Here is a 26,340-nt window from a genome sequence, read left to right as displayed (position 1 = left end):
GCCCTGCTTGCCACGGTAACCCGGTGGTCTATTAAAACGTGCGCAGCAAGCGGGCGGGATTGCCGGCATAGGTACCGGGTATCTCGATATCCCGGGTGACCACGGCTCCGGCACCGATGACGGCGCCCCGGCAGATGCGTACCGGCAAAATGGTGGCATTGGAACCGATGCAAACCTCATCCTCAACGATGGTTCTGCCCCAGTGGGACGAGTTCGGGTCGGGGGTACCACCTTTGAACAGGTCGTTGGCAAACATTACCCCGTGGCCGATAAAGCACTCCTCCCCGATGGTGACATGCTCGCAGATAAAGGTGTGCGACTGGACTCTGGTTGCGCGGCCAATGGTGACGTTGGCCTGAACTTCCACGAAGGGGCCGATAAAGACATCGTCAGCCAGGGTACAGCCGTAGAGATTGACGGGTTCAACCAGTTTTACCCGCTCACCGAAGCTGACATTGTGGATGCCCGTGAGGTGGTGTGTCGGCTGGTTCATGGCGCGTTCCTTTCTTTCAGATCTATCACCATGCAGATCTCGCAATCTCCGTGGCCGGTGCAGCCAAGGGGGCCGGGCAGATGTTCAAACCCGAGGGATTCATAGAGGCCGGTAGCTTCCCGCAGTACCTCGGTGGTTTCCAGATAGCAGCACCGATAGCCGAGTGCTCGCGCTTCATCGAGCGCTTGCAGTACCAGCCGTTTGCCAAGGCCGAGCCCGCGCAGAGTAGGCATAAAGTACATCTTCTGCAGCTCGCACACTCCCTCTTCGCCAGTCAGCGGCGCTATGCCACCACCACCCAAGATGGATCCGTCCAGCCCTTCGATCACCCAATAGCGGCTCTTCTCCCCCTGATAGCTTTGAGAGAGGGTATCTAGATTGGGATCTGATACCCCGTACCCCTTGTCGGCGGTGAGGCCATACTCCGCCGATACGGCGCGAATTACTGCGGCAATTTGCTCGTTGTCCGCCGCCCGGATCGGACGGATATGGTAGCCCTGCTGGCGGCGGGCGCGGGAGAGGGCACTGCGATAGAGCAGCAATCCTTGCCACAGTAGCTCCCGCTCGGGCAGGCTCAACTGCGCCAGCATCTCCTCCATTGCGTTGTCCATCTCCCGATGTAGTGTTACCAGCATCGCCTGGCCGTCGCTGGTCAGGCGTGCCTCCTTGCTGCGGCCATCGGAGGGGTGGGGATGCCAGCTAATCAGCTCCCGCTCGGCCAGACGAGCCAGCGGGCGGCTGGCATTGGACTTGTCGATGTGCAGTTTTTCCGCCAGTTGCTGGTTGGTGGCGGGGGCATTCTCCAGCTCGATGAGCAGGTGAGCCTCGATGGGAGTGAGGGCCAGATTGCCGCACTGTTGGGATAGCATACCGAGTTCGCGAACCAGATCGCGCGACAACGCGCGCAGGGGGCGGGGATCCATGTCGGGGTTTCCTGTTTGGTTGTGCCTGACAACTAAAATAGTTTAAAAGTTGTAATGCACAACTTTTTTCATGCTCCTGCGGGCTTTAAATGATCTGCGGCAGCCTTGGGGGCTGCCGCAGGAGGAGGGCAACAATCAGGCGGCAGCTCTTGCCCCCAGTTCGGGACGACGGGAGAAGCAGCGGGCGAGCAGCAGCATGGTGACGACGCCTATGGTGCCCAGCACCAGCCAGGGGAGGGCGGGCTGACCCTGCTGCAGGGAAAAGTCATAGAGGGAGCCACCCCCTACGTAGCCGGTCATGCCTCCCAGTGCCAGCCCGAGGCGGCTAAAGCCCATGTAGCTGCCACGCGCTGAAGGGTTGGCGAGCCGGGTCATCAGAGTTTCCCGCGCCGGTTCACAGATGATGATGCCCAGATAGAAGCAGGCCAGCAGTACAAAAATACCGGAGAGGGTGCTGACAAACGCGACCAACCCGATCCCTACCGTCATCAGCAGGATACCCGCCATTAGCCGGTTCTCCAGCCGGTAGCGCCGCTCACTGAAACGGGCGATGGGATAGAGCAGGGCCAGTGACAAGGCGGTCTCCAGGCTGTACATCCAGCCGACCGCGGTGGTGGTGCCAGCCAGCTGCTTGACCAGGATCGGGAAGATCAGCATCACCTGTACCCACAGCATGTAGTAGCCGCTCAGGATCAGCACCAGCCGACAGAAGGCGCGATCTGCCAGCACCTGCCCCAGTCCTTCCCGCATCGGGGTCGGCTTGACGGAGAGGCGGTAGGCGGGCAACAGGGTCCAGTTACAGATCGCGGCCAGGGTGAAGAGTCCGGCCCCCAGCAGGCAGACATAGGTGAAGTCAAAGCGAAGCAGCCAGCTGCCGAGCAGGGCCCCGGTCACGGCGCCCGCACTCTCCAGCATCATCAGCAAGGAGATGAAACGGCCTCGCTCATGGGGGCGGGTGAATTTGATCACCAGTGCCGCCCGTGGCGGATCGAACAGACAGCCGCCAAGGCCCGAGAGGAAGCAGGAGAAGATCAGCATGGCACCGCTGTCGGCCCAGGCCAGGGTGGCAAAACCGACAGCCCGCAACAGCATGCCGGTGACGATGAGTGGACGAGCGCCGAAGCGGTCAGCCAGCGAGCCGCCAAAGATCCCCAGTCCCTGCTGGGTCAGCTGGCGCAGGCCGAGCGCCAGCCCTACCAGGCCTGCTGCCCAGCCGAGTTGATCGACGAAGCGCAGACTTATCATCGGCATTACCACAAAGAAACCCAGGATCACCAAGGTCGTATCCAATGCCAGAAACCAGCGTCCCCAAAATCTCGCCCTATCGACCATAACACCCTCTCATTCATAGATAACTTCATTCTGGAGGGGGTTTAGATATAGTGGTAGACGACAACTACCTATATTTCATATCAGGATTATTTATGTCTATGGATCTGGATGATCTGCAGCTGCTGCTGGATGTCGCCGAGCTGGGCAGCTTTAGTCAGGCTGCGGCTATCCGTGGCTGGTCACAGCCGTTGGTGAGCCAGCGTATAGCACAGCTGGAATTGAGTCTGGGGGCGCCACTGTTTCAGCGTCATCGGCGCGGGGTGACACCGACCCGGGCCTGCGAGCAGTTTCTGCCATCGGCTCGCTCTGCGCTGGCGACCTTGAATGAAGGGAGGCTGGCGCTGCAGGGCGCTCCCGCATTGCCTTGTATTCGCCTTGCCAGCCTGCCATCTCTCACCTCGGTGGTGTTCGGTTCCTTGTTGATGGAGCTGGTGGATGAACCATTCGAGATCCGCTGTACCACGGATCACTCTGGCGTCATCATGCAGGAGTTGCTGACCGGGGTGACCGATATCGGTTTTGTACTCAAGTGTCCGCCGGTGGCTGGCCTGCAGATGGAGCTGCTGTGCTGCTCTCCCATTATTGCCATCGCCTCGCCTCTGCACCCGCTGGCCGGGTGCCACGGGTTGACCTTGCACGATATTGCCGATCAACGGCTGGCGCCACAGGTGTGGGGGCCCGGTTGTGATGCCTTTATCCAGCAGTTGCGGCGGTTGCGGCGGGCAGCCAGTCCCCTGCATGGGGTGCAGCCAGCCAGTGCCGCCCGGGATCTGGCGCTGGAGCACGGTTTTATTACCCTGATGCCTGAGCTGGCCATCAAGCGGGATCTGGAGGTGGGTCGGTTGGTCCGGCTTGATGTGCGCAATCTGCCGCAGGATCATTGGGATGTGATGATGGCCTGGCGCGGTGGCAAGCGCCCCAATCCCGCTCGGGAGGCGGTACTGGCGACAGCTCGTTCGTTGGCAAAACGCTGGCGCAATGAGTGGTGAACATTAGCTCATCGACGAGATGTAAAAGTGTTGGCGCGGGGAGTTGCGATTGGCTACATTGGGTGGCTGGCTAACTATTTTACGACTGATTTAAAAGGAGATTTCCATGTTTTCATGGCAGTTGGACGACGAGCTTGCGCTGCTCTTTTTGCAGCCCGATATGGCGAGCGAACTGTTCGCCCTCTGCAATGACAACCGGGAATACCTTTCCCAGTGGTTGCCTTGGCCACCTCTTATGCAGCGCCCCGCCGATTACACCCTGTTCATTCGCAGTGCCATCGAGAAGTTCGCCAGTGGCGAGGGGCTTACCACTGCTATCGAGTATCAGGGGGAAGTGGTGGGGGTGATAAGTTACAACCGTATCGACCACAACCTGAGCAAGGTGGCCATCGGTTACTGGTTGGCGGAGCGCTGGCAGGGTAACGGCATTATTACCCGGGCCTGTCAGGCCCTGATCCATCACGCCTTCGAAGAGATGGGGATGGAGAAGGTGGAGATCAGCGCCGCCACCGATAACGAGCCCAGCAGAGCGGTCTGTGAGCGACTCGGGATGCAGCAGGAGGGGATTACCCGGCGTGCCGAACGACTGGGTTCACGGGTAGTGGATCATGTGCACTACTGCCTGCTTCGCGAGGAGTGGCTAAGACTGAGGGAGTCTTGATGGCGCTACCGCATATAAAAACGGCCCGTACCCACCTGACCATACTGGCGCCGGATCAGGCTCCGATGATGCTCGATTTCTACCGGCGCAACCGTGCCCATCTCGCCCCTTGGGAGCCGCTAAGAGATGACCATTTTTACACCCTCTCTTACTGGCATACCCGGTTGCAGGATAGCTACAGCCAGTTTTTCAACGGCACCTGCGTCAATCTGGTGGCCCTCGACCCGGCGGGCGAGCAGGTGATTGCCACCTGCAACTTCAGCAATATCCTGATGGGGGTCTTCAAGGCGTGCCATCTGGGCTATGCCATCGACCAGCAGCATGAGGGGCAGGGGGTGATGCGAGAGGTATTGTCAGCCGCCATCGACTATCTGTTTCACGAGCATGATCTGCATCGCGTCATGGCGTGCTATATGCCCGCCAACCAGCGTAGCGGCGCTTTGCTGGAGCGGCTCGGTTTCGAGCGGGAGGGGTATGCGCGGGAGTATCTGATGATCAATGGCCGCTGGGAGGATCACATCCTCACCTCGCTGATTAATCCAGCCCCCTGAGTGACAGATAAAAAAACGGGTCCGAAGTTGCCTTCGGACCCGTCTTCCAATGAGGTGCAGGCTTAGTTGGCCTTGGCATCGCTCACTGCAGCTTCAACCTTGGTAGCAGCTTCATCAGCAGCTTTTTCAACGGTTGCAGTCGCTTCAGAGGCGGCTTTTTCTACAGTTGCAGCAACTTCGGCGGCCGGAGCTGCAGCAGGAGCAGCAGCTTTCTCTTCTTTCTGACCACACGCGGTCAACATCAGACCCAGGATACCGGCTACCAGTACTTTGTTCATGTGCATACCCTCAAAAAAAGATGGAGAGATGGTTGTAGAACCATCACAGCGCCTGCCGAGGCCCGGTATTGAAACAGGAGGCCGGGAGGCAGCAGGCGGGCGCAATATAGCCCCATTGGTTACCGATGGAAACGGATATCACAATGACATTTTTTCGTTCCGTGGATAAAAAGCACTGCTTTATCCACGGATATCAATACAAGATGCCGATATAGTCGCTAAGGTGCACAATAAAACCCCACGTTATCGTCATCGCTTGGCAGTTTGGCTAGATTTTACCCGTATCAGGGATGCCGATAGACGAGGTGTCAGTCAGACAGCTTCTGACAGGGCAGCCGTTTTCCTTCCTGATTGCTCTGGCGGGCCAGATCCAGCAGTGCCATTACCGCCAATGCTTCCGTAGCTGGCACCGGGTTGTCCCCTTCGCCCTTGATGGCGGCACAGACGCCGCGATAGTAGGCGCCATAATCGCCTGCCTCGCCGACCACGTTTTGCTGCTGCAGCTGGCCATCCACAATGCGGCTCAGCTGACCAAGCTCGCCATCCAGACCCCAATCTGCTGCCGGTGGCCGCAAGCCCTGCTTGAGCTGATCTTCCTGCACATCCATACCGAATTTGACGAACGAGCCCTGGCTGCCATGGATGACAAAGCGGGGCATGGTGGCTGACACCAGACAGCTGCCGTGCAGGATCACTCTCATCTCGCCGTAACCCAGCACTACATGGAAGTAGTCATCCGCCAGCGCGCCGGGGCGCTGCTGTGCCAGGTCGGCCTGCAGCCAGTCCGGCTGCCCGAACAGTTGCAGTGCCTGATCCAGCACGTGGGGGCCGAGATCGAACCAGAGGCCGGAACCGGGACCGCCCGCCTCGCGCCAACGTTGACGAACCTCCGGGCGATAGCGATCGAAATGAGATTCGAACTGGGCTACCTGCCCCAGCGAGCCATCAGCCAGCAGACGGCGTACGGTCAGAAAATCGCCATCCCAGCGCCGATTGTGGAAGATGCTGAGCAGTCGCTGCTGTTTTTCGGCCAGTTCGACCAGCGCTTTTGCTTCGGTCAGATCCAGTGCAAACGGCTTGTCGATCACCACATGCTTGCCTGCCAGCAGCGCCTGGCGGGCGAGGGGGGCGTGAGTATCGTTGGGGGTGGCGATGACCACCAGATCGACGGAGTCATCGTTCAGCACCTGTTCCAGCGAACCGACCCGGCAGCCGGGCAGATCGGCCTGCACCTTGGCGGCATCGCGGCTCACTACCCAGCTCAGGGATAAGCCCGGCGTGGTGGAGAGGAAGGGGGCGTGGAAGGTCTTGCCTGCAAAGCCATAGCCCACCAGGGCTGCGCTGAGAGTGTGGCTCATCGGGTATTCTCCGCTGACATCGAATGAGAGAGGTTGCCATTGCAGCCGGGCTGCAGATGGTCATGCGCTGTAAAGGCGATAAAAAACGAAGGGGGCCGTGGCCCCCTGAGCGTGCCCATCAGAGCACAGGATTTATTGCAAACACAAGCGGCGTCCGCGGCGTGTCATCAGCATCACCAGGGGCGGCAGCAGCAGCCACATATGTAGCGCCAGCTGGCTGAGCGGGTCGTGCATCAGGATGCCGGTCAGGCCAACCAGGGCGCCGGAGCCGCTCATCTGGAACAGGCCGAGCAGGGCCGCGGCGGTACCGGCGCAGTGACCAAACGGAGCCAGTGCCATTCCGGCGGCTGAGCCCAGGATCATGGCAAAGCCGATACTGGAGAGGAACACCGGCCCCATCATCGCCAGCGGATGTGCGATGTGCATCGCCAGGGTCAGGGCGACGGCAGAGAGCAGCAGCACCAGCAGGCCGATGCGCAGGGTGCGTCTTGGCCCCATCTTGGCAATCAGGCGCGGAGCCATGAAGCAGGCCAGGATATTGAGCGCCGCATTGGCGGTAAACCAGTAGCTAAAGCCGCTCATATCCAGTCCCAGCTTCACCATCAACTGCACCGGTGCTGCGGTGACATAGGCGAGGATCACTGCCATCGCCAGCATGCAGAGTGCGGCATTGAACAGGAAGCTGGGGGAGCGCAGCACCGGGCTGTAGCGCGACCAGCTGATGAGGGCGCCTTCGCTGCGGGTCTCTTCCGGGCGGGTCTCCGGCATCCGCCACATCAACCAGCTGCCGACGATGACCGCATAGCCCGCCATAAACCAGAAGTTGGCAGACCAGCCTGCCTTGGCGGTGAGCCAGCCACCGAGCAGGGGAGCCAGTGCCGGAATAAAGCAGATGGCGCCATTCAGATAGGAGATCATCTGGCCGCTCTTTTTCGGGCCATAGCTGTCACGCACCACCGAGAAGGCGGCGACCGAGGTGGCGCAGGCGCCGAAACCCTGCAGTACCCGGGCAACCATCAGTTCGCCGAGACTGGCGGCGAAACCGGCCGCCAGCGCACTCAGACCGTATAACAGCACGCCACCCAGGGCGATGGGCTTGCGACCGTAGCGATCGGCCAGCGGTCCCACCAGCAGTTGTCCCAGCCCCATGCTGAACAGGAACCAGGTGATGGTGCCCTGCATCAGGGTCACTTTGGCACCCAGCTGCTCGGCCATCTGCGGAATGGCGGGCAGGTAGATGTCGATGGCCAGCGGACTGAACAGCACCAGTAGTACGAGCAAAAGTATCAATGGCATCTGTCACCTCGTGGTATGGGGAAAATCGATTGGGGCGCGAGTCTACTGGCTCACTGTAATGAATTGAAATGGTATTTAATCACTTTGGTTATTCCTCTATGGAAACATGTATTGAAAAGTAGCCTATCTCGGGCGCTTAGCCTGCTCTTGATGTCACATCTGCGGGTGTAATTGACGCTTTTACTAAACGCTTGCGCCGCATAGAATGCGCAGATTATTTTTGCGGAGGTGCTCGATGAACAAGCTTGTCCTGGCAACAGGTAACCAGAAAAAGGTGAAGGAGTTGGCCGCCATGCTGGCCGACATGAAGATCCAGGTGATCCCGCAGAGCGAGTTTGCAGTCTCCGATGCTGACGAAACTGGCACCACCTTCGTCGAGAATGCCATCATCAAGGCCCGCCATGCCGCCCGCATCACCGGTCTGCCCGCCGTTGCCGATGACTCCGGTCTGGAAGTGGATCTGCTGCACGGCCGCCCCGGTGTCTACTCCGCCCGTTTTGCCGGTAACGGTGCCAGCGACAAAGATAATATCGCCAAACTGATGGATGAGCTGCAAGGCGCCCCTGAGTACCTGAAGAGCGCCCGCTTCTGGTGTGTGCTGGTCTATATGCGTCACGCCGACGATCCCACCCCCATCATCTGTCAGGCAAGCTGGGAAGGGATGATCATCGATGAGCAGCGTGGTCAGCACGGTTTTGGCTATGATCCCGTGTTCTTCGTACCAGATCACGACTGCACCGCCGCCCAGATGCCAGCCGAGCTGAAAAACCAGCTCAGCCATCGCGGTCAGGCGCTGGCGAAGTTGAAAGCGGCGCTGGCTGCGGCGCACTGAGTTACTTCGCCACCTCGTCGATTACACACGGTTAATTACACACAGTCATCTACAATGGGGGCCTTGAGCCCCCGTTTTATTGGAAGCCCCATGCTGCAACTGCCGCCTCTCTCCCTCTATATCCACGTGCCCTGGTGCGTTCAGAAGTGCCCCTACTGCGATTTCAACTCCCATGCCCAGAAGGGGGAGCTGCCTCACCTCGAATATGTGGCGGCGCTGCTGGAGGATCTGGAGCAGGATCTGAAGTGGGCACAGGGGCGGCCGCTCTCCTCGATCTTTATCGGCGGCGGCACCCCCAGCCTGTTGACGGTGGAGGCGATGCAGGCCTTGCTGGATGGAGTTCGGGCCCGCATTCCGCTCACTGCAAATTGCGAGATCACCATGGAGGCCAACCCGGGCACGGTAGAGGCGGACAAGTTTGCCGGTTTCCAGCGGGCAGGCATCAACCGCATCTCCATCGGGGTGCAGAGCTTCCAGCAGGAGAAGCTGACCCGCCTCGGCCGTATTCACGGTCCGGAAGAGGCGCGCAAGGCCGCCGCACTGGCCCACGCTATCAAGTTGCCCACTTTCAATCTGGATCTGATGCACGGTCTGCCGGATCAGAGTCTGGACGATGCACTTTATGACCTGCAGCAGGCTATCGACTGTGCACCGCCGCACCTCTCCTGGTATCAGCTCACCATAGAGCCGAACACGGCGTTTGCTTCCAAGCCGCCTCGGCTGCCGGAAGATGACACCCTGTGGGATATCTACGAGCAGGGCCACGCCATGCTGACCGCCAGCGGTTATCGCCAGTATGAGATCTCTGCCTATGCCAAAGAGGGTTATCAGTGCCGCCACAACCTCAACTACTGGCGCTTTGGCGACTATCTGGGGATTGGCTGTGGCGCCCATGGCAAGGTGACTGATCTCGCGAACCAACAGATCCTGCGCACAGCCAAGGTGAAGCATCCGAAAGGGTATCTGGATCCAGGTCGCCCCTATCTGGACGAGCAGTGGCAGGTGACGGCAGATGATCTGCCGCTCGAGTACTTTATGAACCGCTTCCGCCTGTTCGAACCGGCCCCCAAGGCAGAGTTCGAGGCCTATACCGGCTTGCCGTTGGAGCGGGTTGAGACGGTACTGACCATTGCCCAGAGCAAGGAGCTGATCGAGGATTTGGGGGAGAGCTGGCAGCTCACCTCCCTCGGCCATCGCTATCTGAACGTATTGCTCGAACTCTTTATGGATGAGTGAAAACTGGCTCACGATCTTGCTGCGAAGCCGTGATCAAGGTTCATGCACTGCTCTTCACCTTGCGGACAGCTTCTCGCGACAGGTCGTGAGCCCGTTTTGGTGAACAGTGTTTCGAGATAACAATCAGGGCGCCAATGGCGCCCTGATTGTTTATGGTCGGTAGAAACCCGCTCAGCAGCAGACGCTGATCATCTGCTGTTGGCCGGGCTCCCACCGCTTGCCGTGCTTGGCCTTGCGCTGATAACTGCCCTTGCCCTTCTTATTGCGCTCGACCCGGCTGCGAAACAGGGGATCGGAGAGCAGGGCGTGCAGATGGTTATCCTTTATCTCGCCGCGCTGATGGGCATAGTTGCCCCCTTGCGCATTCTCCTCACGGGGGAGGGCGGGTTGTTCGACCCGAATTCTGGCCATGATGGCTCCTCTTGTTTTCTCTTGGTGTGCTGACTCTGGTTTCACGGTGGTGGTTTTTGCTGCCGTCTCGCTGTTCAGTGAGCGTCCGGCAATCTGATGCACTGGCACCGGTTAAAAACGCGGCGATTTTGTCACCAAATCGCCGCTGGAGCAATGAGTCTGGCGCGTCGAGTCAGGCATGTTCAGTCAGGCACATAGTGTCAGCCGTGAACGTGGTCATGCGCATCGTGGTTGTGATGCTCGTGATGGGCCGGGGTGCCAGATTCCAGCGTTTCGAGGATGGCGCAGTGCTCCGCCGAGCTCGGCCCGCCGCAGCAGATGTTGGAGAGCTCGCGCAGATTATTGCGAAAGCGGGTTAGCTCGACGATCTTCTGCTCCACCTGCTCAAGCTTGGTATCGGCTACCGCTTTCACCTCCTGACAGGTCACCTTGGCCTTATTGGTATCGAGGTCGAGCAGCTCGCCGATGTCGGCCAGCGAGAAGCCCACCGACTTGGCACGGATGATGAACTCCAGCCGCCGCTTGTCCTGTTCGCTGTAGAGGCGGTAGCCGGATTCGTTGCGGATCCCTGGTGAGATGAGCCCGTTCTTCTCGTAAAAACGCAGGGTATCTGCCTTGACTCCACACGCTTTGGCCAGTTCACCGATCCGATACATGCTCTCTCCCCTTGGATGTGTGCCGCAACAAAAACCGGAATCCACTATCGCCCCTTTGCCAATGGATTGCCAGTCAAGGGCATAAAAGGTGCAAATAAACATCGCCTTTCAGCCTTTTTCCCCATAAAACACTGAAAGTGCAAACGTTTTGCCAAGGTCGATTGGAAAACGTTTAACGCCGCGCCACGCAAGGGTTTGTCTATTTAAAAAATCCACCACCCGTCACATTTTTTGTGTAGAATACGCGCCCATAAGAGAGCGCCGCACCAAGCGGGCATTTCTTAAAGTACTTTTGTCGTTGTCAGGCTTTTGGCGAGAGTGGTTTGCGAAATCCCCCCACTTCCATTTATTTGGGGACTCTCTGTGTTGAGCCTCGCCTCCCATGGAATGGTCCCCGTTATGTTGAGGACGATAGTGTGATGGAACAAGCTCGACCCATTCGCCGTGCACTGCTGAGTGTGTCTGACAAAACCGGCATTCTGGAATTTGCCAAGGCTCTCAACGAACGCGGCGTCGCCCTGCTCTCCACGGGCGGTACCGCCAAGCTGCTTGGCGAGGCGGGTCTGCCAGTGACCGAGGTCTCCGACTACACGGGTTTCCCTGAAATGATGGATGGCCGGGTCAAGACCCTGCATCCCAAGGTTCATGGCGGTATTCTCGGCCGTCGGGATCAGGATGACGCCATCATGGCCCAGCACGCTATCTCCCCCATCGACATGGTTGTCGTCAACCTCTACCCCTTCGCAGCTACCGTGGCCAAAGCGGGCTGCACTCTGGCTGATGCGGTCGAGAATATCGACATCGGCGGCCCGACCATGGTGCGCTCTGCCGCAAAAAACCATAAAGATGTCGTCATCGTCGTCAAAGCTGCCGACTATGATCGGGTTATTCGCGAAATGGATGCCAACGGCAACAGCCTGAAACTGGCAACCCGTTTCGATCTGGCCATCGCCGCCTTCGAGCACACCGCTGCCTACGACGGCATGATCGCCAACTACTTCGGCACCCTTGTTCCTAGTTATGGGGTGCCCTCTTACGGTGACAACAAGGAGGGTGACGAGGAGTCCCGCTTCCCGCGCACCTTCAACAGCCAGTTCATCAAGAAGCAGGACATGCGCTACGGCGAGAACAGTCATCAGGCTGCCGCTTTCTATGCCGAGGAGCATGCCACGCCGGGTTCCGTCTCCAGCGCGGTTCAGCTGCAGGGCAAGGCGCTCTCCTACAACAACATCGCTGACACCGACGCGGCGCTGGAGTGCGTGAAGGAGTTCGACGAGCCGGCCTGCGTCATCGTCAAGCATGCCAACCCCTGCGGCGTGGCCATTGGTGACGACCTGCTGAGCGCCTACGATCGCGCTTACCAGACTGATCCCACCTCTGCCTTTGGCGGTATCATCGCCTTCAACCGTGAGCTGGACGGCGCCACTGCGGCAGCCATCGTTGCCCGCCAGTTTGTCGAAGTGATCATCGCCCCGAGTGTCAGCGCAGAGGCCCGCGATGCGGTCGCTGCCAAGCAGAACGTGCGTCTGCTTGAATGCGGTCAGTGGACTGCTCCGGCGCAAGGGTTTGACCTCAAGCGCGTCAACGGCGGCCTGCTGGTACAGGAGCGGGATCTCGGCATGGTGACGCTGGGTGACCTGACCGTGGTCAGCAAGCGTCAGCCGACCGAGGCCGAGCTGCAAGATCTGCTGTTCTGCTGGAAAGTGGCCAAGTTCGTCAAATCCAACGCCATCGTCTACGCCAAAGATGGCCAGACCATCGGCGTTGGCGCCGGCCAGATGAGCCGCGTCTACTCCGCTAAAATCGCCGGTATCAAGGCGGCTGATGAAGGGTTGACCGTGGCGGGCTCCGTTATGGCCTCTGATGCCTTCTTCCCGTTCCGCGACGGCATCGATGCGGCCGCCGCTGCCGGTATCTCCTGCGTTATCCAACCGGGTGGTTCGATGCGCGATCAGGAGGTGATCGACGCCGCCAACGAGCACGGCATGTGCATGGTCTTCACCAACATGCGCCACTTCCGTCACTGATGGATCAGGGCCGCCGCAAGCGGCCCTTTTGTTGTCTCTTTTCAACTGACTATTGCGACCGGCTTCCCTGTTGCGGAAGCCTGTGACCCCACATAGAAGCGAGCGATACGATGAAAGTACTGATCATTGGCAATGGTGGCCGTGAACACGCCCTGGCCTGGAAGGCCAAGCAATCCCCTCTGGTGACCCGGGTCTTCGTTGCCCCCGGCAATGCCGGCACCGCGCACGAAGGGAGCATCGAGAACGTGGCCATCGCAGCCACCGATATCCCGGCTCTGCTGGCGTTTGCCAAGGAGCAGCGCATCGGTCTGACTATCGTCGGCCCGGAAGCTCCTCTGGTGAAAGGGGTGGTCGATGCCTTCCGTGCCGAGGGGCTGGCTATCTTCGGTCCGACCGCAGCTTCCGCCCAGCTGGAGGGCTCCAAGGCCTTTGCCAAGGATTTCTTGGCCCGTCACGCCATTCCTACCGCCGAGTACCAGAACTTCACCGAAGTGGAGCCTGCGCTGGCCTATCTGCGCGAGAAGGGGGCTCCCATCGTTATCAAGGCTGATGGTCTGGCTGCGGGGAAGGGGGTGATTGTGGCGATGACCCTGACCGAGGCCGAAGAGGCCGTGCGCGACATGCTCTCCGGCAATGTTTTTGGCGACGCCGGTGCCCGGGTGGTGATCGAGGAGTTTCTGGAAGGGGAAGAGGCGAGCTTCATCGTCATGGTCGATGGCGAGCATGTGTTGCCGATGGCGACCAGTCAGGATCACAAGCGGGTCGGGGATGGCGATACCGGCCTCAATACCGGCGGTATGGGCGCCTATTCGCCGGCACCTGTGGTGACCGATGCCGTGCACCGCAAGGTGATGGAGCAGGTGATCATGCCGACCGTGCGCGGCATGGCGGCCGAGGGCAACGTCTACACCGGTTTCCTCTACGCAGGCCTGATGATCGACGGTCAGGGCAATCCCAAGGTGATCGAATTCAACTGCCGTTTCGGCGATCCCGAGACCCAGCCCATCATGCTGCGGATGCGTTCCGATCTGGTGGAACTCTGTCTGGCCGCCTGTGCCGGCAAGCTGGATCAGGTGGAAGCGAATTACGATCCCCGCGTGGCTATTGGCGTGGTACTGGCAGCTGGCGGCTATCCCGGCGACTACCAGCAGGGCAAGGCCATCAGCGGTCTGCCGGTGGAAGAGGCGAGCGGCGAGAAGGTATTCCACGCGGGTACCCGCCTTGAGGGCGATACCGTGGTTACTGCCGGTGGCCGGGTGTTGTGTGCTACCGCGCTGGGCCACACCGTGGCCGAAGCGCAGCAGCGCGCCTATCAGCTGGCTGCCCGTATCCAGTGGGATGGTGTCTTCTATCGCAATGACATCGGCTGGCGCGCCATTGCTCGCGAGCAGGAGTAATAGGAATTGGCGTTTAGCCACTGACTCAGACCCCGCCAGCGGCGGGGTTTTTTATGTCCAGGGCGCGGGGTGGAAGCCTTACAGCTGTGCCGGGTCATCACTCACCTGATTACCACTTGCAAACAAGATCGACATTTTTGTCATTATTGGGTACAAAAAACAGCGTTTTTCACAAACGCTTCACCATGAGTCATGGCATTATGCTGATGATGAACTCCGGTGTGGATTCATAAGTAACTCTAATCATTTGAGCATGTCGTTATATAAGGAAATCCCATGTTGAAAACCGTTCGCCCCCTGCTGCTGCCTCTGATGTTTGGCTTGATGACCCTGCCAGCTATGGCCGGTGATCTGGAGCAGCCGATGAAGAAGATTGGCTTCAACTACAAGCAGGCTGTCAAAGCTGATGATGCCGCGACCATGGAGAAGTACATCAACGAGATGAAAGCACAGCTTGATGTCGCCAAGCAGAAAAACATGCCGACGGCCAAGAAAGAGAAGTTCCTCGAAGGGATGAATGAAGTACAGACCGAGCTGGACGCCAGTCTGGCGGCACTCAAGGCTGGGGATGAAGCCAAGGCACGTGAACACCTGGCCAAGGTCAATGACCTGAAGAAGGAGTACCACAAATATGCCAAGCAGAAAGGGTGATCCTTTTCGCTGGGACGCGCTGGTTCGCCTGACTCACTGGGGGTTGGCTGCAGTATGTATTAGCAACCTCTGGATTAACGAGGCTGGGGAAGAGTGGCACGAATGGCTCGGTTATAGCGCCATCGCGCTGGTCTCCTTGCGTTTGCTCTGGGGGCTCACCTTTGCCCGTGGTCACGCCCGCCTTGGCTCACTCATCCCCAGAGGCGAGGATTTTCGTCAGCAGATGCACGAGATGCGCGAGCGGTTGCCGCCGACGCCTGGCCATCACGGCAGCGGCAAGCTGGCGGTATGGGCGCTCTGGTTGCTGGTGCTGGCGACAGCCGGTACGGGTTGGTTTCAAAATACCGAGATGGGGTTTGATCTGGGTGCTGATGATTGGCACGTCTGGTGCACCTGGGCACTGCAGGGCATGATTGCACTGCATCTGCTGGCCATAGTGTTCACCTCGTGGCGCCAGCGCAGCAGTCTGGTGAGCCGGATGTTGCCCGCAATACCTAGCCAAGCCTCAAGCCAGCGTCACGACGAGCGGACATGAGGCTCAGCATTAGGCTCCTTGTCCTCGCTCGAGGTGCCTGAGCCGGAACCTGTCCAGGCCCGCCAGTGTCGGATCTTCTCTGTTGACCTGGTGTGAAGTGCAAACGCCGGATGCAAAAAAGCCGCTCATGATGAGCGGCTTTTTTCAATTTGGTGGCCCCTGGGGGACTTGAACCCACGACCAATCGATTATGAGTCGACTGCTCTGACCAACTGAGCTAAGGGGCCAAATTGTGCGTTTAGCGGCGTGGATTATAGGGGAAGAGGAAAGGGCAGTCTATAGGTAGATCAACCACTTGGCGACTAATTGTCCAGCTGGTCAGAGGATGACGAATAGGCAATCCATGCTGATTGCAGATAAAACAAAGCCCCGCATGGCGGGGCTTTGGCAGAGCGCTGTGACACAGTGTCAGGACTATTCGTCCAGGAAGCTGCGCAGCACTTCCGAGCGGCTCGGATGGCGCAGTTTACGCAGTGCCTTGGCTTCGATCTGACGAATACGCTCACGGGTTACGTCGAACTGCTTGCCCACTTCCTCGAGGGTGTGGTCAGTGTTCATGTCGATACCGAAACGCATCCGCAGTACCTTGGCTTCGCGGGCGGTCAGGCCAGCCAGCACTTCGCGGGTGGCGTTGCGCAGGCTTTCGCTGGTCGCGGCATCCGCTGGCAGAGCCAGGGTGGTATCTTCGATAAAGTCGCCCAAGTGGGAATCTTCATCATCACCGATGGGCGTCTCCATGGAGATAGGCTCTTTGGCGATTTTCAGTACCTTGCGGATCTTGTCTTCCGGCATGCCCATGCGCATGGCCAGCTCTTCCGGGTTCGGTTCACGACCCATCTCCTGCAGCATCTGACGGGAGATTCGGTTGAGCTTGTTGATGGTCTCGATCATGTGTACCGGGATACGGATGGTACGGGCCTGATCCGCGATGGAGCGGGTAATGGCCTGACGGATCCACCAGGTTGCATAGGTCGAGAACTTGTAGCCACGACGGTATTCAAACTTGTCTACCGCCTTCATCAGACCGATGTTGCCCTCCTGGATCAGATCCAGGAACTGCAGGCCACGGTTGGTGTATTTCTTGGCGATAGAGATAACCAGACGCAAGTTTGCCTCAACCATCTCTTTCTTCGCACGGCGGGCTTTGGCCTCACCGATGCTCATGCGACGGTTGATATCCTTGATCTGGGCAATCGACAGACCGGTCTCTTCTTCAATCTGCTGCAGCTTGCCGATGGCGCGCTGAATATCCTCGTCCATTTCAACCAGACGGGGAGACCAGGCTTTGCCAGCTTGCTTCTGATATTCAAACCAGGCAGTTTCACACTCGTTGTTGGTGAAGGCCGCGACGAAGGTTTTCTTCGGCATCTTGGCCTGCTCAACGCAGAGCTTCATGATGATACGTTCCTGCACGCGGACGCGCTCCATCATCTCGCGCATGTTGTTGACCAGGCGATCGAACTGCTTGGGCATCAGGCGGAATTGACGGAATACATCGGCCAGCTGGGCGATGGCTGCCTGGGTATCTTCGTGCGCGCGACCATTCTTCTGAATGGAGAGGCGGGTCACTTCATACTGGGCACGCAGTTCGCCAAACTTCTCGCGAGCGACTTCCGGATCCGGACCACCATCACCGTCGTCGTCAGAGCTGTCGCCATCTTCATCTTCGTCTTCTTCGTCTTCTTCATCTTCGTCGGCCAGATCGTCTTCGCCGAGTTCGGAACCGATGTGCGTGGCGGTAGGGGCCATGTCTTCGGTTTCGTTCGGGTCAATAAAGCCAGAGATGATGTCAGAGAGACGCAGCTGCTCGGCTTCGTACTTGTCGTACTGTTCGAGCAGGTAAGTAATTGCTTCAGGGTACTCGGCTACGGAGCTTTGTACCTGGTTGATACCGTCTTCGATCCGCTTGGCGATGTCGATTTCGCCTTCACGGGTCAGCAGTTCGACGGTACCCATTTCCCGCATGTACATGCGGACGGGATCGGTCGTACGACCAATCTCAGATTCAACAGATGCCAGTGCCTGGGCCGCTGCTTCGGCAGCGTCCTCATCGGCGGTACCACCTTCAGCCATGATAAGGTCATCGGCATCCGGAGCGTTTTCAACCACTTGAATGCCCATATCGTTGATCATCTGGATGATGTCTTCGATCTGGTCTGAATCGACAATGTCTTGCGGGAGGTGATCGTTCACCTCGGCATAGGTCAGGTAGCCCTGTTCTTTACCTTTGGCAACGAGGAGTTTAAGCTGAGACTGCGGGGTTTGCTCCATAGAACTCATCCGGTTGGTGTTGCTAGGTTGCGCGTACAGTGCACTGCTGCGCAAATAGCCAATTCTAATAGAAAACCGCCAGACATGCTATGTCTGGTTGCGGCGTCGGTCATGAGAAACCCCTGCCCGCAGTATTGTCGGGGCCAGGCGGTTATAAAGTTTTTGCTTTTCATCCCGTCGATTCGGGCAACGCTCTCCATATTGGGACTAATCACTCAAATATCAAGCCCCACTCTCATTTCTTTTCTCAATTTGCACCTCTCTTATCAGCATCATCAGCTCTTGGGTTTCTTCGGAGCTTAGTCCTTCCTGAGCCACTTTGGCCTGCAATTCTTCGATCCGCTGTTTCAGAAATTGATTGATGAAGCCGACGAAGGTGTCCTGCAATTCTCCCAGAATATCGGGTTCCTGGTCGAGCCTGACCTCTTCAAAGAGATCGTGCATCGCCAGCTGGGCGAGGATCTCTCCCTCCTTGGTACCACGCCAGTGTTCCAGCAGGATACCAGTGGTGATACCGGGCTGTGCCAGAATCTGCTGGTGCAGTTGCAACAGGAACTTGATGCCCTGTACGCGCAGTCCGGCCAATTCCGGCATGGGGGGCAGTTCAGCCGTCACCGCCGGATATTGCACCATCAGTGCCAGTGCCCGGCGTAGCGGTGTCAGCTTGGCAGCCTTGGGCTTGTTGACCTCAGCCTTGGGCTGACTGTTGCGGGCAAACAGTTCGGCAATACGTTGCTTGTTCTCACCCCAGCGCATCATGCTGGAGAGGCGGGTGATCAACCCTTCACGGGTAAACCCTTCCGGTACGCGGCGAATAAGTTCAGCGGCCTTGTTGGCCACCTCAAACTTGCCCGCTTCACCGGAGAGCGCTGCATCGCGACCAAGACGCTCGAACATGAAGTCGGCGAACGGTTGGGCTTCATCAAGCAGGGCCTCGAAGCCTTCCTTGCCGATCTGGCGTACCAGCGAGTCGGGATCCTCGCCATCGGGCAGGAACACGAACTTCAGCTCACGACCATCCTGCAGATGGGAGAGGGCATTATCCAGCGCCCGCCAGGCGGCTTCACGACCGGCGTTGTCGCCGTCGTAGCAGCAGACCACCTCGGCGGTGGTGCGAAACAGGGTGTGGATATGGTCGCTGGTTGTTGCAGTACCCAGCGCCGCCACCGCATAGTCGATGTCGTACTGACCGAGTGCCACCACATCCATGTAGCCTTCCACAACAAGGATCCGGCGCGGATCCTTGTGTGCCTGCTTCACTTCGTAGAGGCCGAACAGCTCTCGCCCTTTATGGAAGATGGGTGTCTCCGGTGAGTTCAGGTACTTGGGGGTGCCATCACCCAATACCCGGCCACCGAAGCCGATGACCCGGCCACGCTTGTCGCGGATCGGGAACATGATGCGATCGCGGAAACGATCGTAGCTGCCCCCACCATTTTCACGAGTGATCAGCATGCCACCCGAGATAAGAAGCTGCTCGTGATCCCGGCTGGCGCCGAAGCGGCGGCGCACCTGATCCCAATCGCTGGGGGCATAACCGATATTGAAGCGCTTGACCACTTCGCCGGTCAGACCGCGTCCCTTGAGGTACTCCACCGCATGGGGAGCACTCTTGAGATTGCTTTCGTAGAAGCGGGCGATCTGGTTCATCAGCTCGAACAGATCCTTGCTGACGGCGGGTTGGGAACTGGCCGAGCCGCCAATGCTCTGCTCGCGAGGCACCTGCATGCCCTGCATGCTGGCGAGCTCTTCGATGGCATCGGGAAATTCGAGGCCATCGTACTCCATGACAAAGCCGATGGCGTTGCCGTGGGCGCCACAGCCGAAACAGTGGTAGAACTGCTTCTCCTGGCTGACGGTAAAAGAGGGGCTTTTTTCGTTATGAAAAGGGCAGCAAGCCTGGTAGTTCTTACCGGCTTTTTTCAGCCGCACTCGCGAGTCGATCAGCTCGACTATGTCTGTGCGTACGAGCAGATCGTCGATAAAGGATTGGGGGATCCTGCCTGCCATAACCGTCCTGTTTCATTGCGATAGAAAATAAAAAAGCCGCGCATCCAAGGGAAGCACGGCTTCTTCGACCAAACAAGAGAGTTGCCTGTTACGCCAAGCGGGTTTTCACCTGAGCACTGACGGCGCCGACATCGGCACGCCCCTGAATTTTCGGCTTCAAGACAGCCATGACCTTGCCCATATCAGCCATGACGGCAGCACCACTTTCAGTGATGGCTTGCTCGATCAGAGCGGCAATTTCATCTGCGGTCAGCTGTTGCGGCAGGAACTCCTGCAACACAACGATCTCGGCGGACTCTTTGTCGGCGAGATCCTGGCGACCGGCAGCTTCAAATTGGCTGATGGAATCGCGGCGCTGTTTGACCATTTTGGTCACGACAGCGAGGATATCCTCATCATTCAGCTCGATACGGGTATCGACTTCACGTTGCTTGATTTCTGCCATCAACAGGCGGATCGCTCCCAGACGTGCCTTATCTTTGGCAAGCATGGCGAGTTTTTGTTGATCCTTGAGTTGATCCTTCAGAGACACGGCAATATCTCCCGATTAGTACAGGCGGATACGACGTGCGTTTTCGCGAGACAGCTTCTTGGCGTGACGCTTAACAGCAGACGCTTTGGCGCGCTTACGAATGGTAGTCGGCTTCTCGTAGAACTCACGGCTACGAACTTCGGACAGGATACCGGCTTTTTCGCAAGAACGCTTGAAACGACGCAGAGCAACGTCAAACGGCTCATTTTCACGGACTTTGATTACTGGCATGTGCCTTTCACCTCAGTGATAAATTGTTAGCTGACCTTCAATCGATCAGCATGTCTTAAAATGGTGCGAAATTATACTCTGGACAGGGAATGAAAGTAAACCCGCAGAGATCGCTCTGGTTTAAAAAACCCGCGAAGGTTACCATAGCCGTCTCATTTTAGCAGTGAAATTTTTTAGCAATGCGTGTATTGGGCATAGAGACATCCTGTGACGAAACCGGGATCGCGATCTTCGACGATCAAAAAGGGATCCTTTCCCATCAGTTATACAGCCAGGTCAAGCTGCATGCGGACTACGGTGGCGTCGTCCCCGAGCTCGCCAGCCGGGATCATGTTCGCAAGACGATCCCGTTGATCCAGGCCGCATTGCAAGAGGCGGGACTGGGCAAAGATGACATCGATGGCATCGCGTATACCGCAGGGCCGGGTCTGGTCGGCGCCATTCTGGTGGGGGCCACCATCGGCCGCTCGCTGGCGATGGCGTGGAACAAACCGGCTATCGCCGTTCACCACATGGAAGGCCACCTGCTGGCCCCCATGCTGGAGGAGAAGGCCCCCGAGTTCCCCTTCGTGGCGCTGCTGGTTTCCGGCGGCCACTCCATGCTGGTACGAGTTGATGGCATCGGTAGCTATCAGCTGCTGGGCGAATCCATCGACGATGCCGCCGGCGAAGCGTTCGACAAGACCGCCAAGCTGATGGGGCTAGACTATCCGGGCGGCCCGCTGCTCTCCCGTCTGGCCGAGAAGGGCACCACCGGACGCTTCCACTTCCCCCGTCCTATGACCGATCGACCGGGGCTCGACATGAGCTTCTCCGGTCTCAAGACCTTTGCCGCCAACACCATTGCCGCGAATGGCGATGATGAGCAGACCCGTGCCGATATTGCCCGGGCGTTTGAAGATGCGGTGGTCGATACCCTGGCCATCAAGTGTCGCCGCGCCTTGAAAGAGACCGGCCTCAAGCGTCTGGTGGTGGCTGGCGGCGTCAGTGCCAACCGTCACCTGCGCGCCCAGCTGGCCGAGCTGATGGAGAGTCTCAAGGGTGAGGTGTTCTATCCGCGCACCGAATATTGCACCGATAACGGCGCGATGATTGCCTATGCCGGTATGCAGCGCCTGAAAGCCGGTGTGTTTGAGCCGCTGGCGGTCAAGGCGGTACCTCGCTGGCCGCTGGATACCCTGGATCCGGTCTGATCCTGAGGATCCTGCCCCTACCGGGCCAGTGATGTGAAATGCCCCGGGCATGCTCTCTGTGAAGACGGGAGCCTGTCCGGGGCATTTTTGTTGCTGCGCCACTGCTTGCCTGATTGCCCTTGTGGATCGGAAGAGCTCTCCGCGGCGTCTGCGGTCATCCTTTCAAGCCCACTTTTGGCATCTATGCCGCGCTATAAATTAAATTTATGCATTTTGGCTAATTGACCTCATTTTTCCTTATGTCTTTGCCAACTCCTGCCTGTGGCTCTGTTTTTGTCCTTTATCACCGTCAGCTAGTCATCGTCCGATCCTGATCGATGCCTGCATCCACCAGGGGGCTGCCAGCAAGCGCCTGATAAAGAGGTGAGGAGAAGGTGGTGACGGTGAGGGGCGAAGCCATGCACGGCCATCTGGTGCGTTTGATAGGGGTTGATGCGGGATCCGGCGCGACGGTTTTGCTATCAGCAGCCAGCGTCAGCGCGAGGCGAAAAAAATCCCCGCCAACTGGCGGGGATTTTTGTTTGGCTATCGGCAGGCGATGCGATTAGAGCATGATGCCGCCGAAGAAGAAGCCCAGAGCTACGGCGAAGGCGATAGTCGCGGTGCCAGGGATAAAGAAGGGGTGGTTGAACACGGCTTTGCCGATGCGGGTTGAGCCGGTGTCGTCCATCTCTACCGCAGCCAGCAGGGTCGGGTAGGTTGGCAGTACGAACAGGGCGCTCACGGCCGCGAAAGAGGCGATGGCGGTCAGCGGGCTGACACCCAGAGCCAGAGCAGCAGGCATCAGAGCCTTGGTGGTTGCACCCTGTGAGTAGAGCAGCATGGCGGCGAAGAAGAGCACCACGGCCAGCAGCCAGGAGTACTGGTTCAGCAGGTCGCCAGCGATCAGCTGGATGGTGTCCATGTTGCCTTTCACGAAGACGTTACCCAGCCAGGCCACACCCAGTACGCAGATACAAGCGGACATACCGGACTTGAAGGTCGGCATGTTGGTCACTTGAGTGGCGTCCAGTTTGCACACCAGAGTCATGATGGTGGCCGCGGCCAGCATGATGCCCATGATGGCGCCATCGCGGGGGATCGGCGGGTTGGTGATGAGGCCAACTTTACCGGAGATCGCGGTGGCATAGGCCATCACGGCCACGATGGCTGCGATGAAGATCCAGACGGACAGCTTGGCGTACGGCTTGATTTCCAGCTGGCTGGTACCGCGCAGCTTGATCAGGCCCTTGGCTTTACGCTCCAGATAGACTTCGTCCTGATCCAGCGGCTTGCCCATCATGTTGGCGATGAAGGCGCCCAGGATACAGGCCAGGAAGGTGGAGGGGATGCAGATGGCCAGCAGGGTCAGGTAGTCAACACCAAACGGCTCCAGCATGCCGGAGAAGGCAACCACAGCGGCCGAGATCGGGGAGGCTGTGATGGCGATCTGGGAGGCAACTACCGCGATGGAGAGCGGACGGGACGGGCGGATCCCCTGCTCTTTGGCCACTTCTGCGATAACCGGCAGGGTGGAGAAGGCGGTGTGACCGGTACCGGCCAGCATGGTCATCAGGTAGGTGACGACCGGGGCGGCGAAGGTGATGTATTTGGGGTTCTTGCGCAGGGCTTTCTCTGCCAGGGAAACCAGATAGTCCATCCCGCCAGCCAGTTGCATACAGGCGATGGCGCAAATGACGGACGCAATGATCATGATTACATCCCAGGGGATGTAGCTGACCAGCTGGTCGCTCGGGATCTGCACCCCGAGGCCCCAGGTCAGGACCAGAACCCCCAGACCACCGGCAAAGCCGATGCCGATGCTGCCTATCCGGGCCCCCAGATAGATAGCGGCGAGCACGACAAGTAACTCGATTCCAATCATAGCGATAACTCCATTTTTTAGTTTTTTGGTTTTTATTTGGCAAAAAGCCAATTCCCGATCGGGCTGGGGATAAAGACCAATCGGGAACTGACTTTAATGGGCCGGGAAGATCCCGGCCCATACTCGCTTATACGGTGGCTTCGCGGGTGAAACGCTTGGCCTTGTATTGCGGGTTCATCAGGTTCTCGATGGAGAGAATTTCGTCCAGTTGCTCGGCGCTCAGCAGACCGCGCTCCAGCACGACTTCGCGGACATTCTTGCCGGTCTGGGCACAGATTTTGCCGACGATGTCACCTTCGTGGTGACCGATGAAGGGGTTCAGGTAGGTCACGATACCGATGGAGTTCAGCACGTGGTTCATGCAGATTTCCGGGTTGGCAGTGATACCTTCCACGCACTTCTCGCGCAGGGAGATACAAGCTTTTTCCATCAGGCTCAGGGATTCGAACATCGCCTGACCAATGACCGGCTCCATGACGTTCAGCTGCAGCTGACCGGCTTCGGCGGCGAAGGTGATGGTGATGTCGTTACCGAATACCTTGAAGCAGGACTGGTTGACTACTTCCGGGATAACCGGGTTGACCTTGGCCGGCATGATGGAGGAACCAGCCTGCATTTCCGGCAGGTTGATCTCTTTCAGTGCAGTGCGCGGACCGGAGGAGAGCAGACGCAGGTCGTTACAGATCTTGGACATTTTCATGGCCAGACGCTTGATGGCGCCGTGCAGCATGACGTAGGCACCACAGTCGGAGGTCGCTTCGATCAGATCTTCTGCCGGTACATAGGCACGACCGGTGATCTCGGCCAGACGCTTGATGGCCAGCTCGGAGTACTCGGGCGGGGTGTTCAGGCCGGTACCGATAGCGGTTGCGCCCAGGTTCACTTCCAGCAGCAGGTCTTGGCAACGCTTGATGGATTTGATCTCTTCACGCAGGGTGACGGCGAAGGCGTGGAACTCCTGACCCAGGGTCATCGGTACCGCATCTTGCAGTTGGGTACGACCCATCTTCAGGATGTTTTTGAATTCAGATGCTTTGGCATCGAATGCGGCGATCAGGTGCTCCAGCGCATGCAGGGTGACATCTGTGCTGTTAACTACCGCTACGCGGAAACCGGTAGGGTAGGCATCGTTGGTGGACTGGCACTTGTTGACGTGGTCGTTCGGGTTGATGACGTCGTAGCTGCCTTTTTCCAGACCCATGATCTCCAGTGCGATGTTAGCCAGCACTTCGTTGGTGTTCATGTTAACGGAGGTACCGGCACCACCCTGGTAAACGTCGACCGGGAACTGGTCGAAGCATTTGCCGGTGTTCAGCATCAGGTCACAGGCTTCCACGATCTTGTCAGCAATTTCAGGACGGATGGTCCCCAGTTCGCCGTTAGCCAGCGCAGCAGCTTTTTTGGTCAGCACCATGCCGCGGACGAATTCCGGAACGTCAGAAATCTTCTGAGAGCTGATTTTGAAGTTCTCTACGGCACGCAGGGTGTGTACACCGTAGTAGAGATCATTGGAAACTTCTTTAGTGCCCAGCAGGTCTTCTTCAATGCGGACGTTCTTGATGTCGCTCATTGTAATGCCTCAGAAATCAGATAAATGGAAAAATCCTCACCGAGTGGTCGCGAGTTCCTTGCGCACAGCTCATCCTGAAGCACCACGCATCGAGTGGGGCGGTTGGGAGAATGACCTCCCGAAAAACTAATCAATATACTACTCCAATTGAGGTATCGGTTATTAGAGGTGGATCACTAAATTTGAGACATTTTCAAATTCCTTTGATGAATGTACACATATGTTGCACATGGTTTATCACTATGATTTTTATAAAAATTAGCGTTAATTTGCCGATTTTTTGGGAAACCGCTGATGCAGGTGTCAGTTGGAGTACTTGAAATAGGGCACTATGCCCCCATTTAATCGGGGTAGAAAGTGGCGATGATTCGGATGAAAACTGTTCATCGGCAGCTGTGTAGCTGGCGCTGCTTTTTCTCAATTTATTGGTGTTGGAGCAAATATGGGCAAGCTGTTTCTGTTGTTGGTTGGGCTGGTTGTGTTGGAGCTCACCGTGATGATCGAGGTCGGGTCAGTGATTGGAGCGCTGCCGACCGTCGGCTTGCTCATACTGACCGCCATTCTGGGCTCTTCTCTGGTGCGCAGTGAGGGCCTCAAGACCCTGTTTAGCGCCCAGCAAAAGATGCAACAGGGCGAGATGCCGGGCCGTGAAGTAATGGGCGGCATGATGCTGGCGCTGGCTGGCCTTTTGCTGATCATCCCGGGTTTTGTGACCGACTTCTTCGGGATCCTGCTGCTGCAGCCCTGGCTGCGCAACAAGCTGGCCGACAAGCTGATCGGCAGCAACCAGTTCCGGATGCAGATGGGTGGCTTTCATCAAGGAGCACAATCGCCGTTTGGCCCATCTTCATCTGACGATCATCTGGGACAACCCAAGCAGGGTGGCACTACGATCGAAGGTGAGTTTGAGCGCAAAGAGTAATCGACGAGACGAATAACCAGAGGCGAGTGACCGATCAGGGTTTGCCCTGATGGCACAGTGCCTCGAAACGGTGTCGGGCATACCACCATGCGAGGGTGCCCGCCGCCAGATTGGCCAGCAG

25 protein-coding genes and 1 tRNA gene are annotated in these 26,340 nt (G+C 58.1%); 11 read left to right on the top strand and 15 right to left on the bottom strand.

Annotated features, from left to right (window positions below; genetic code table 11):
- Window positions 1–31: 31 nt before the first annotated feature.
- From ACE1BR_RS03760 to mdtH, 3 genes are all read right to left on the bottom strand, one after another.
- Window positions 32–493, bottom strand: coding sequence for an acyltransferase (locus ACE1BR_RS03760; RefSeq protein WP_374867745.1), 462 nt, complete (start codon window positions 491–493; stop codon window positions 32–34).
- Entirely contained in the window at window positions 490–1,416 is a 927-nt protein-coding gene (locus ACE1BR_RS03755) for a GNAT family N-acetyltransferase (RefSeq protein ID WP_374867743.1), read from the bottom strand. Before ACE1BR_RS03755 ends, ACE1BR_RS03760 begins: the two co-directional genes overlap by 4 nt.
- Window positions 1,417–1,551: 135 nt before the next feature.
- Window positions 1,552–2,748, bottom strand: coding sequence for a multidrug efflux MFS transporter MdtH (gene mdtH / locus ACE1BR_RS03750; RefSeq protein ID WP_374867741.1), 1,197 nt, complete (start codon window positions 2,746–2,748; stop codon window positions 1,552–1,554).
- 92 nt (window positions 2,749–2,840) lie between these two features.
- Between mdtH and ACE1BR_RS03745 the strand changes: the two genes are divergently transcribed.
- The 3 genes from ACE1BR_RS03745 (at window position 2,841) to rimJ (ending at window position 4,949) form a co-directional block, all read left to right on the top strand.
- A complete protein-coding gene (locus ACE1BR_RS03745) occupies window positions 2,841–3,737 on the top strand; it encodes a LysR family transcriptional regulator (protein ID WP_374867739.1) in 897 nt (298 codons plus the stop codon).
- Between the two features lie 106 nt (window positions 3,738–3,843).
- Window positions 3,844–4,398 carry a GNAT family N-acetyltransferase gene (locus tag ACE1BR_RS03740; protein WP_374867737.1) on the top strand — a complete coding sequence of 185 codons (555 nt, stop codon included), beginning with the start codon at window positions 3,844–3,846 and terminating at the stop codon, window positions 4,396–4,398.
- On the top strand, window positions 4,398–4,949 hold the full coding sequence (rimJ, locus tag ACE1BR_RS03735; protein WP_374867735.1) for a ribosomal protein S5-alanine N-acetyltransferase: 552 nt from the start codon (window positions 4,398–4,400) through the stop codon (window positions 4,947–4,949). The genes ACE1BR_RS03740 and rimJ overlap by 1 nt, the downstream gene beginning before the upstream one ends.
- Before the next feature lie 62 nt (window positions 4,950–5,011).
- Here the strand turns inward: rimJ and ACE1BR_RS03730 are convergent, their stop codons facing one another.
- The 3 genes from ACE1BR_RS03730 to ACE1BR_RS03720 all read right to left on the bottom strand — a co-directional run bounded on the left by ACE1BR_RS03730 (window position 5,012) and on the right by ACE1BR_RS03720 (window position 7,881).
- Entirely contained in the window at window positions 5,012–5,227 is a 216-nt protein-coding gene (locus tag ACE1BR_RS03730; protein ID WP_033135449.1) for a hypothetical protein, read from the bottom strand.
- Window positions 5,228–5,535: 308 nt separating this feature from the next.
- The gene (locus ACE1BR_RS03725; protein ID WP_374867733.1) at window positions 5,536–6,585 is read right to left on the bottom strand and encodes an oxidoreductase; all 1,050 of its coding nucleotides are present in this window, start codon (window positions 6,583–6,585) and stop codon (window positions 5,536–5,538) included.
- 132 nt (window positions 6,586–6,717) lie between these two features.
- Window positions 6,718–7,881: a multidrug effflux MFS transporter gene (locus ACE1BR_RS03720; RefSeq protein ID WP_374867731.1), complete on the bottom strand. Its 1,164-nt coding sequence runs from the start codon at window positions 7,879–7,881 to the stop codon at window positions 6,718–6,720.
- 235 nt (window positions 7,882–8,116) lie between these two features.
- On the opposite strand from ACE1BR_RS03720, the gene rdgB reads away from it, so the two are divergent.
- Complete coding sequence (gene rdgB / locus ACE1BR_RS03715) at window positions 8,117–8,713, top strand: RdgB/HAM1 family non-canonical purine NTP pyrophosphatase (protein WP_374814804.1); 597 nt, start codon at window positions 8,117–8,119, stop codon at window positions 8,711–8,713.
- A gap of 90 nt (window positions 8,714–8,803) precedes the next feature.
- Window positions 8,804–9,949 carry a radical SAM family heme chaperone HemW gene (hemW, locus tag ACE1BR_RS03710; protein ID WP_374867729.1) on the top strand — a complete coding sequence of 382 codons (1,146 nt, stop codon included), beginning with the start codon at window positions 8,804–8,806 and terminating at the stop codon, window positions 9,947–9,949.
- 171 nt (window positions 9,950–10,120) lie between these two features.
- Here hemW and ACE1BR_RS03705 read toward each other — a convergent pair whose 3' ends face one another.
- Together ACE1BR_RS03705 and zntR are read right to left on the bottom strand one after the other, a co-directional pair.
- Window positions 10,121–10,360: an alternative ribosome-rescue factor A gene (locus ACE1BR_RS03705; RefSeq protein WP_374867727.1), complete on the bottom strand. Its 240-nt coding sequence runs from the start codon at window positions 10,358–10,360 to the stop codon at window positions 10,121–10,123.
- A gap of 200 nt (window positions 10,361–10,560) precedes the next feature.
- Complete coding sequence (zntR, locus tag ACE1BR_RS03700; protein WP_374814810.1) at window positions 10,561–11,016, bottom strand: Zn(2+)-responsive transcriptional regulator; 456 nt, start codon at window positions 11,014–11,016, stop codon at window positions 10,561–10,563.
- A 419-nt stretch (window positions 11,017–11,435) separates the two neighbouring features.
- Here zntR and purH point away from each other — a divergent pair, with 419 nt between their 5' ends.
- The 4 genes from purH to ACE1BR_RS03680 all read left to right on the top strand — a co-directional run bounded on the left by purH (window position 11,436) and on the right by ACE1BR_RS03680 (window position 15,626).
- A complete protein-coding gene (gene purH / locus ACE1BR_RS03695; protein WP_374867725.1) occupies window positions 11,436–13,043 on the top strand; it encodes a bifunctional phosphoribosylaminoimidazolecarboxamide formyltransferase/IMP cyclohydrolase in 1,608 nt (535 codons plus the stop codon).
- 110 nt (window positions 13,044–13,153) lie between these two features.
- A complete protein-coding gene (gene purD / locus ACE1BR_RS03690; RefSeq protein ID WP_374867723.1) occupies window positions 13,154–14,440 on the top strand; it encodes a phosphoribosylamine--glycine ligase in 1,287 nt (428 codons plus the stop codon).
- 276 nt (window positions 14,441–14,716) lie between these two features.
- Window positions 14,717–15,091, top strand: coding sequence for a cytochrome b562 (locus tag ACE1BR_RS03685; protein WP_101317984.1), 375 nt, complete (start codon window positions 14,717–14,719; stop codon window positions 15,089–15,091).
- Window positions 15,072–15,626 carry a cytochrome b/b6 domain-containing protein gene (locus ACE1BR_RS03680; protein WP_374867721.1) on the top strand — a complete coding sequence of 185 codons (555 nt, stop codon included), beginning with the start codon at window positions 15,072–15,074 and terminating at the stop codon, window positions 15,624–15,626. Before ACE1BR_RS03685 ends, ACE1BR_RS03680 begins: the two co-directional genes overlap by 20 nt.
- A 150-nt stretch (window positions 15,627–15,776) precedes the next feature.
- On the opposite strand, the gene ACE1BR_RS03675 is transcribed toward ACE1BR_RS03680, so the two are convergent.
- The 5 genes from ACE1BR_RS03675 to rpsU all read right to left on the bottom strand — a co-directional run bounded on the left by ACE1BR_RS03675 (window position 15,777) and on the right by rpsU (window position 20,670).
- A tRNA-Ile gene (locus tag ACE1BR_RS03675) sits at window positions 15,777–15,853 on the bottom strand.
- Window positions 15,854–16,040: 187 nt separating this feature from the next.
- Window positions 16,041–17,936 (bottom strand): RNA polymerase sigma factor RpoD, encoded by a 1,896-nt coding sequence (rpoD, locus tag ACE1BR_RS03670; RefSeq protein ID WP_263718854.1) that lies wholly within the window; start codon window positions 17,934–17,936, stop codon window positions 16,041–16,043.
- Between the two features lie 183 nt (window positions 17,937–18,119).
- Window positions 18,120–19,907, bottom strand: coding sequence for a DNA primase (gene dnaG, locus ACE1BR_RS03665; protein ID WP_317103397.1), 1,788 nt, complete (start codon window positions 19,905–19,907; stop codon window positions 18,120–18,122).
- 88 nt (window positions 19,908–19,995) lie between these two features.
- A complete protein-coding gene (locus ACE1BR_RS03660) occupies window positions 19,996–20,439 on the bottom strand; it encodes a GatB/YqeY domain-containing protein (RefSeq protein WP_005349081.1) in 444 nt (147 codons plus the stop codon).
- A gap of 15 nt (window positions 20,440–20,454) precedes the next feature.
- Window positions 20,455–20,670 (bottom strand): 30S ribosomal protein S21, encoded by a 216-nt coding sequence (gene rpsU / locus ACE1BR_RS03655; protein ID WP_005309452.1) that lies wholly within the window; start codon window positions 20,668–20,670, stop codon window positions 20,455–20,457.
- A gap of 179 nt (window positions 20,671–20,849) precedes the next feature.
- Between rpsU and tsaD the strand changes: the two genes are divergently transcribed.
- Complete coding sequence (gene tsaD, locus ACE1BR_RS03650; RefSeq protein ID WP_108572294.1) at window positions 20,850–21,863, top strand: tRNA (adenosine(37)-N6)-threonylcarbamoyltransferase complex transferase subunit TsaD; 1,014 nt, start codon at window positions 20,850–20,852, stop codon at window positions 21,861–21,863.
- A 544-nt stretch (window positions 21,864–22,407) separates the two neighbouring features.
- Here the strand turns inward: tsaD and ACE1BR_RS03645 are convergent.
- Together ACE1BR_RS03645 and aspA are read right to left on the bottom strand one after the other, a co-directional pair.
- Window positions 22,408–23,727, bottom strand: a complete 1,320-nt coding sequence (locus tag ACE1BR_RS03645) for an anaerobic C4-dicarboxylate transporter (protein ID WP_374867719.1) — start codon at window positions 23,725–23,727, stop codon at window positions 22,408–22,410.
- Between the two features lie 127 nt (window positions 23,728–23,854).
- Window positions 23,855–25,297: an aspartate ammonia-lyase gene (gene aspA, locus ACE1BR_RS03640; protein ID WP_374867717.1), complete on the bottom strand. Its 1,443-nt coding sequence runs from the start codon at window positions 25,295–25,297 to the stop codon at window positions 23,855–23,857.
- 442 nt (window positions 25,298–25,739) lie between these two features.
- Here aspA and ACE1BR_RS03635 point away from each other — a divergent pair, with 442 nt between their 5' ends.
- On the top strand, window positions 25,740–26,219 hold the full coding sequence (locus ACE1BR_RS03635) for an FxsA family protein (RefSeq protein ID WP_374867716.1): 480 nt from the start codon (window positions 25,740–25,742) through the stop codon (window positions 26,217–26,219).
- The last annotated feature ends 121 nt before the right edge of the window (window positions 26,220–26,340 follow it).

Origin of the sequence: Aeromonas sp. MdU4 (assembly GCF_041929505.1) — a bacterium.
GTDB lineage: Bacteria > Pseudomonadota > Gammaproteobacteria > Enterobacterales > Aeromonadaceae > Aeromonas.
The sequence above is the reverse complement of the archived record's forward strand: the minus strand, read 5'-3'. Positions and strand labels throughout refer to the sequence as shown.

Excerpts from the sequence above, each read along its gene's own strand:
- ACE1BR_RS03760 (WP_374867745.1), bottom strand. The coding sequence starts at position 493 with ATGAACCAGCCGACACACCACCTCACGGGCATCCACAATGTCAGCTTC.
- ACE1BR_RS03755 (WP_374867743.1), bottom strand. The coding sequence starts at position 1,416 with ATGGATCCCCGCCCCCTGCGCGCGTTGTCGCGCGATCTGGTTCGCGAA.
- mdtH (WP_374867741.1), bottom strand. The coding sequence starts at position 2,748 with ATGGTCGATAGGGCGAGATTTTGGGGACGCTGGTTTCTGGCATTGGAT.
- ACE1BR_RS03745 (WP_374867739.1), top strand. The coding sequence starts at position 2,841 with ATGTCTATGGATCTGGATGATCTGCAGCTGCTGCTGGATGTCGCCGAG.
- ACE1BR_RS03740 (WP_374867737.1), top strand. The coding sequence starts at position 3,844 with ATGTTTTCATGGCAGTTGGACGACGAGCTTGCGCTGCTCTTTTTGCAG.
- rimJ (WP_374867735.1), top strand. The coding sequence starts at position 4,398 with ATGGCGCTACCGCATATAAAAACGGCCCGTACCCACCTGACCATACTG.
- ACE1BR_RS03730 (WP_033135449.1), bottom strand. The coding sequence starts at position 5,227 with ATGAACAAAGTACTGGTAGCCGGTATCCTGGGTCTGATGTTGACCGCG.
- ACE1BR_RS03725 (WP_374867733.1), bottom strand. The coding sequence starts at position 6,585 with ATGAGCCACACTCTCAGCGCAGCCCTGGTGGGCTATGGCTTTGCAGGC.
- ACE1BR_RS03720 (WP_374867731.1), bottom strand. The coding sequence starts at position 7,881 with ATGCCATTGATACTTTTGCTCGTACTACTGGTGCTGTTCAGTCCGCTG.
- rdgB (WP_374814804.1), top strand. The coding sequence starts at position 8,117 with ATGAACAAGCTTGTCCTGGCAACAGGTAACCAGAAAAAGGTGAAGGAG.
- hemW (WP_374867729.1), top strand. The coding sequence starts at position 8,804 with ATGCTGCAACTGCCGCCTCTCTCCCTCTATATCCACGTGCCCTGGTGC.
- ACE1BR_RS03705 (WP_374867727.1), bottom strand. The coding sequence starts at position 10,360 with ATGGCCAGAATTCGGGTCGAACAACCCGCCCTCCCCCGTGAGGAGAAT.
- zntR (WP_374814810.1), bottom strand. The coding sequence starts at position 11,016 with ATGTATCGGATCGGTGAACTGGCCAAAGCGTGTGGAGTCAAGGCAGAT.
- purH (WP_374867725.1), top strand. The coding sequence starts at position 11,436 with ATGGAACAAGCTCGACCCATTCGCCGTGCACTGCTGAGTGTGTCTGAC.
- purD (WP_374867723.1), top strand. The coding sequence starts at position 13,154 with ATGAAAGTACTGATCATTGGCAATGGTGGCCGTGAACACGCCCTGGCC.
- ACE1BR_RS03685 (WP_101317984.1), top strand. The coding sequence starts at position 14,717 with ATGTTGAAAACCGTTCGCCCCCTGCTGCTGCCTCTGATGTTTGGCTTG.
- ACE1BR_RS03680 (WP_374867721.1), top strand. The coding sequence starts at position 15,072 with ATGCCAAGCAGAAAGGGTGATCCTTTTCGCTGGGACGCGCTGGTTCGC.
- dnaG (WP_317103397.1), bottom strand. The coding sequence starts at position 19,907 with ATGGCAGGCAGGATCCCCCAATCCTTTATCGACGATCTGCTCGTACGC.
- rpsU (WP_005309452.1), bottom strand. The coding sequence starts at position 20,670 with ATGCCAGTAATCAAAGTCCGTGAAAATGAGCCGTTTGACGTTGCTCTG.
- tsaD (WP_108572294.1), top strand. The coding sequence starts at position 20,850 with ATGCGTGTATTGGGCATAGAGACATCCTGTGACGAAACCGGGATCGCG.
- ACE1BR_RS03645 (WP_374867719.1), bottom strand. The coding sequence starts at position 23,727 with ATGATTGGAATCGAGTTACTTGTCGTGCTCGCCGCTATCTATCTGGGG.
- aspA (WP_374867717.1), bottom strand. The coding sequence starts at position 25,297 with ATGAGCGACATCAAGAACGTCCGCATTGAAGAAGACCTGCTGGGCACT.
- ACE1BR_RS03635 (WP_374867716.1), top strand. The coding sequence starts at position 25,740 with ATGGGCAAGCTGTTTCTGTTGTTGGTTGGGCTGGTTGTGTTGGAGCTC.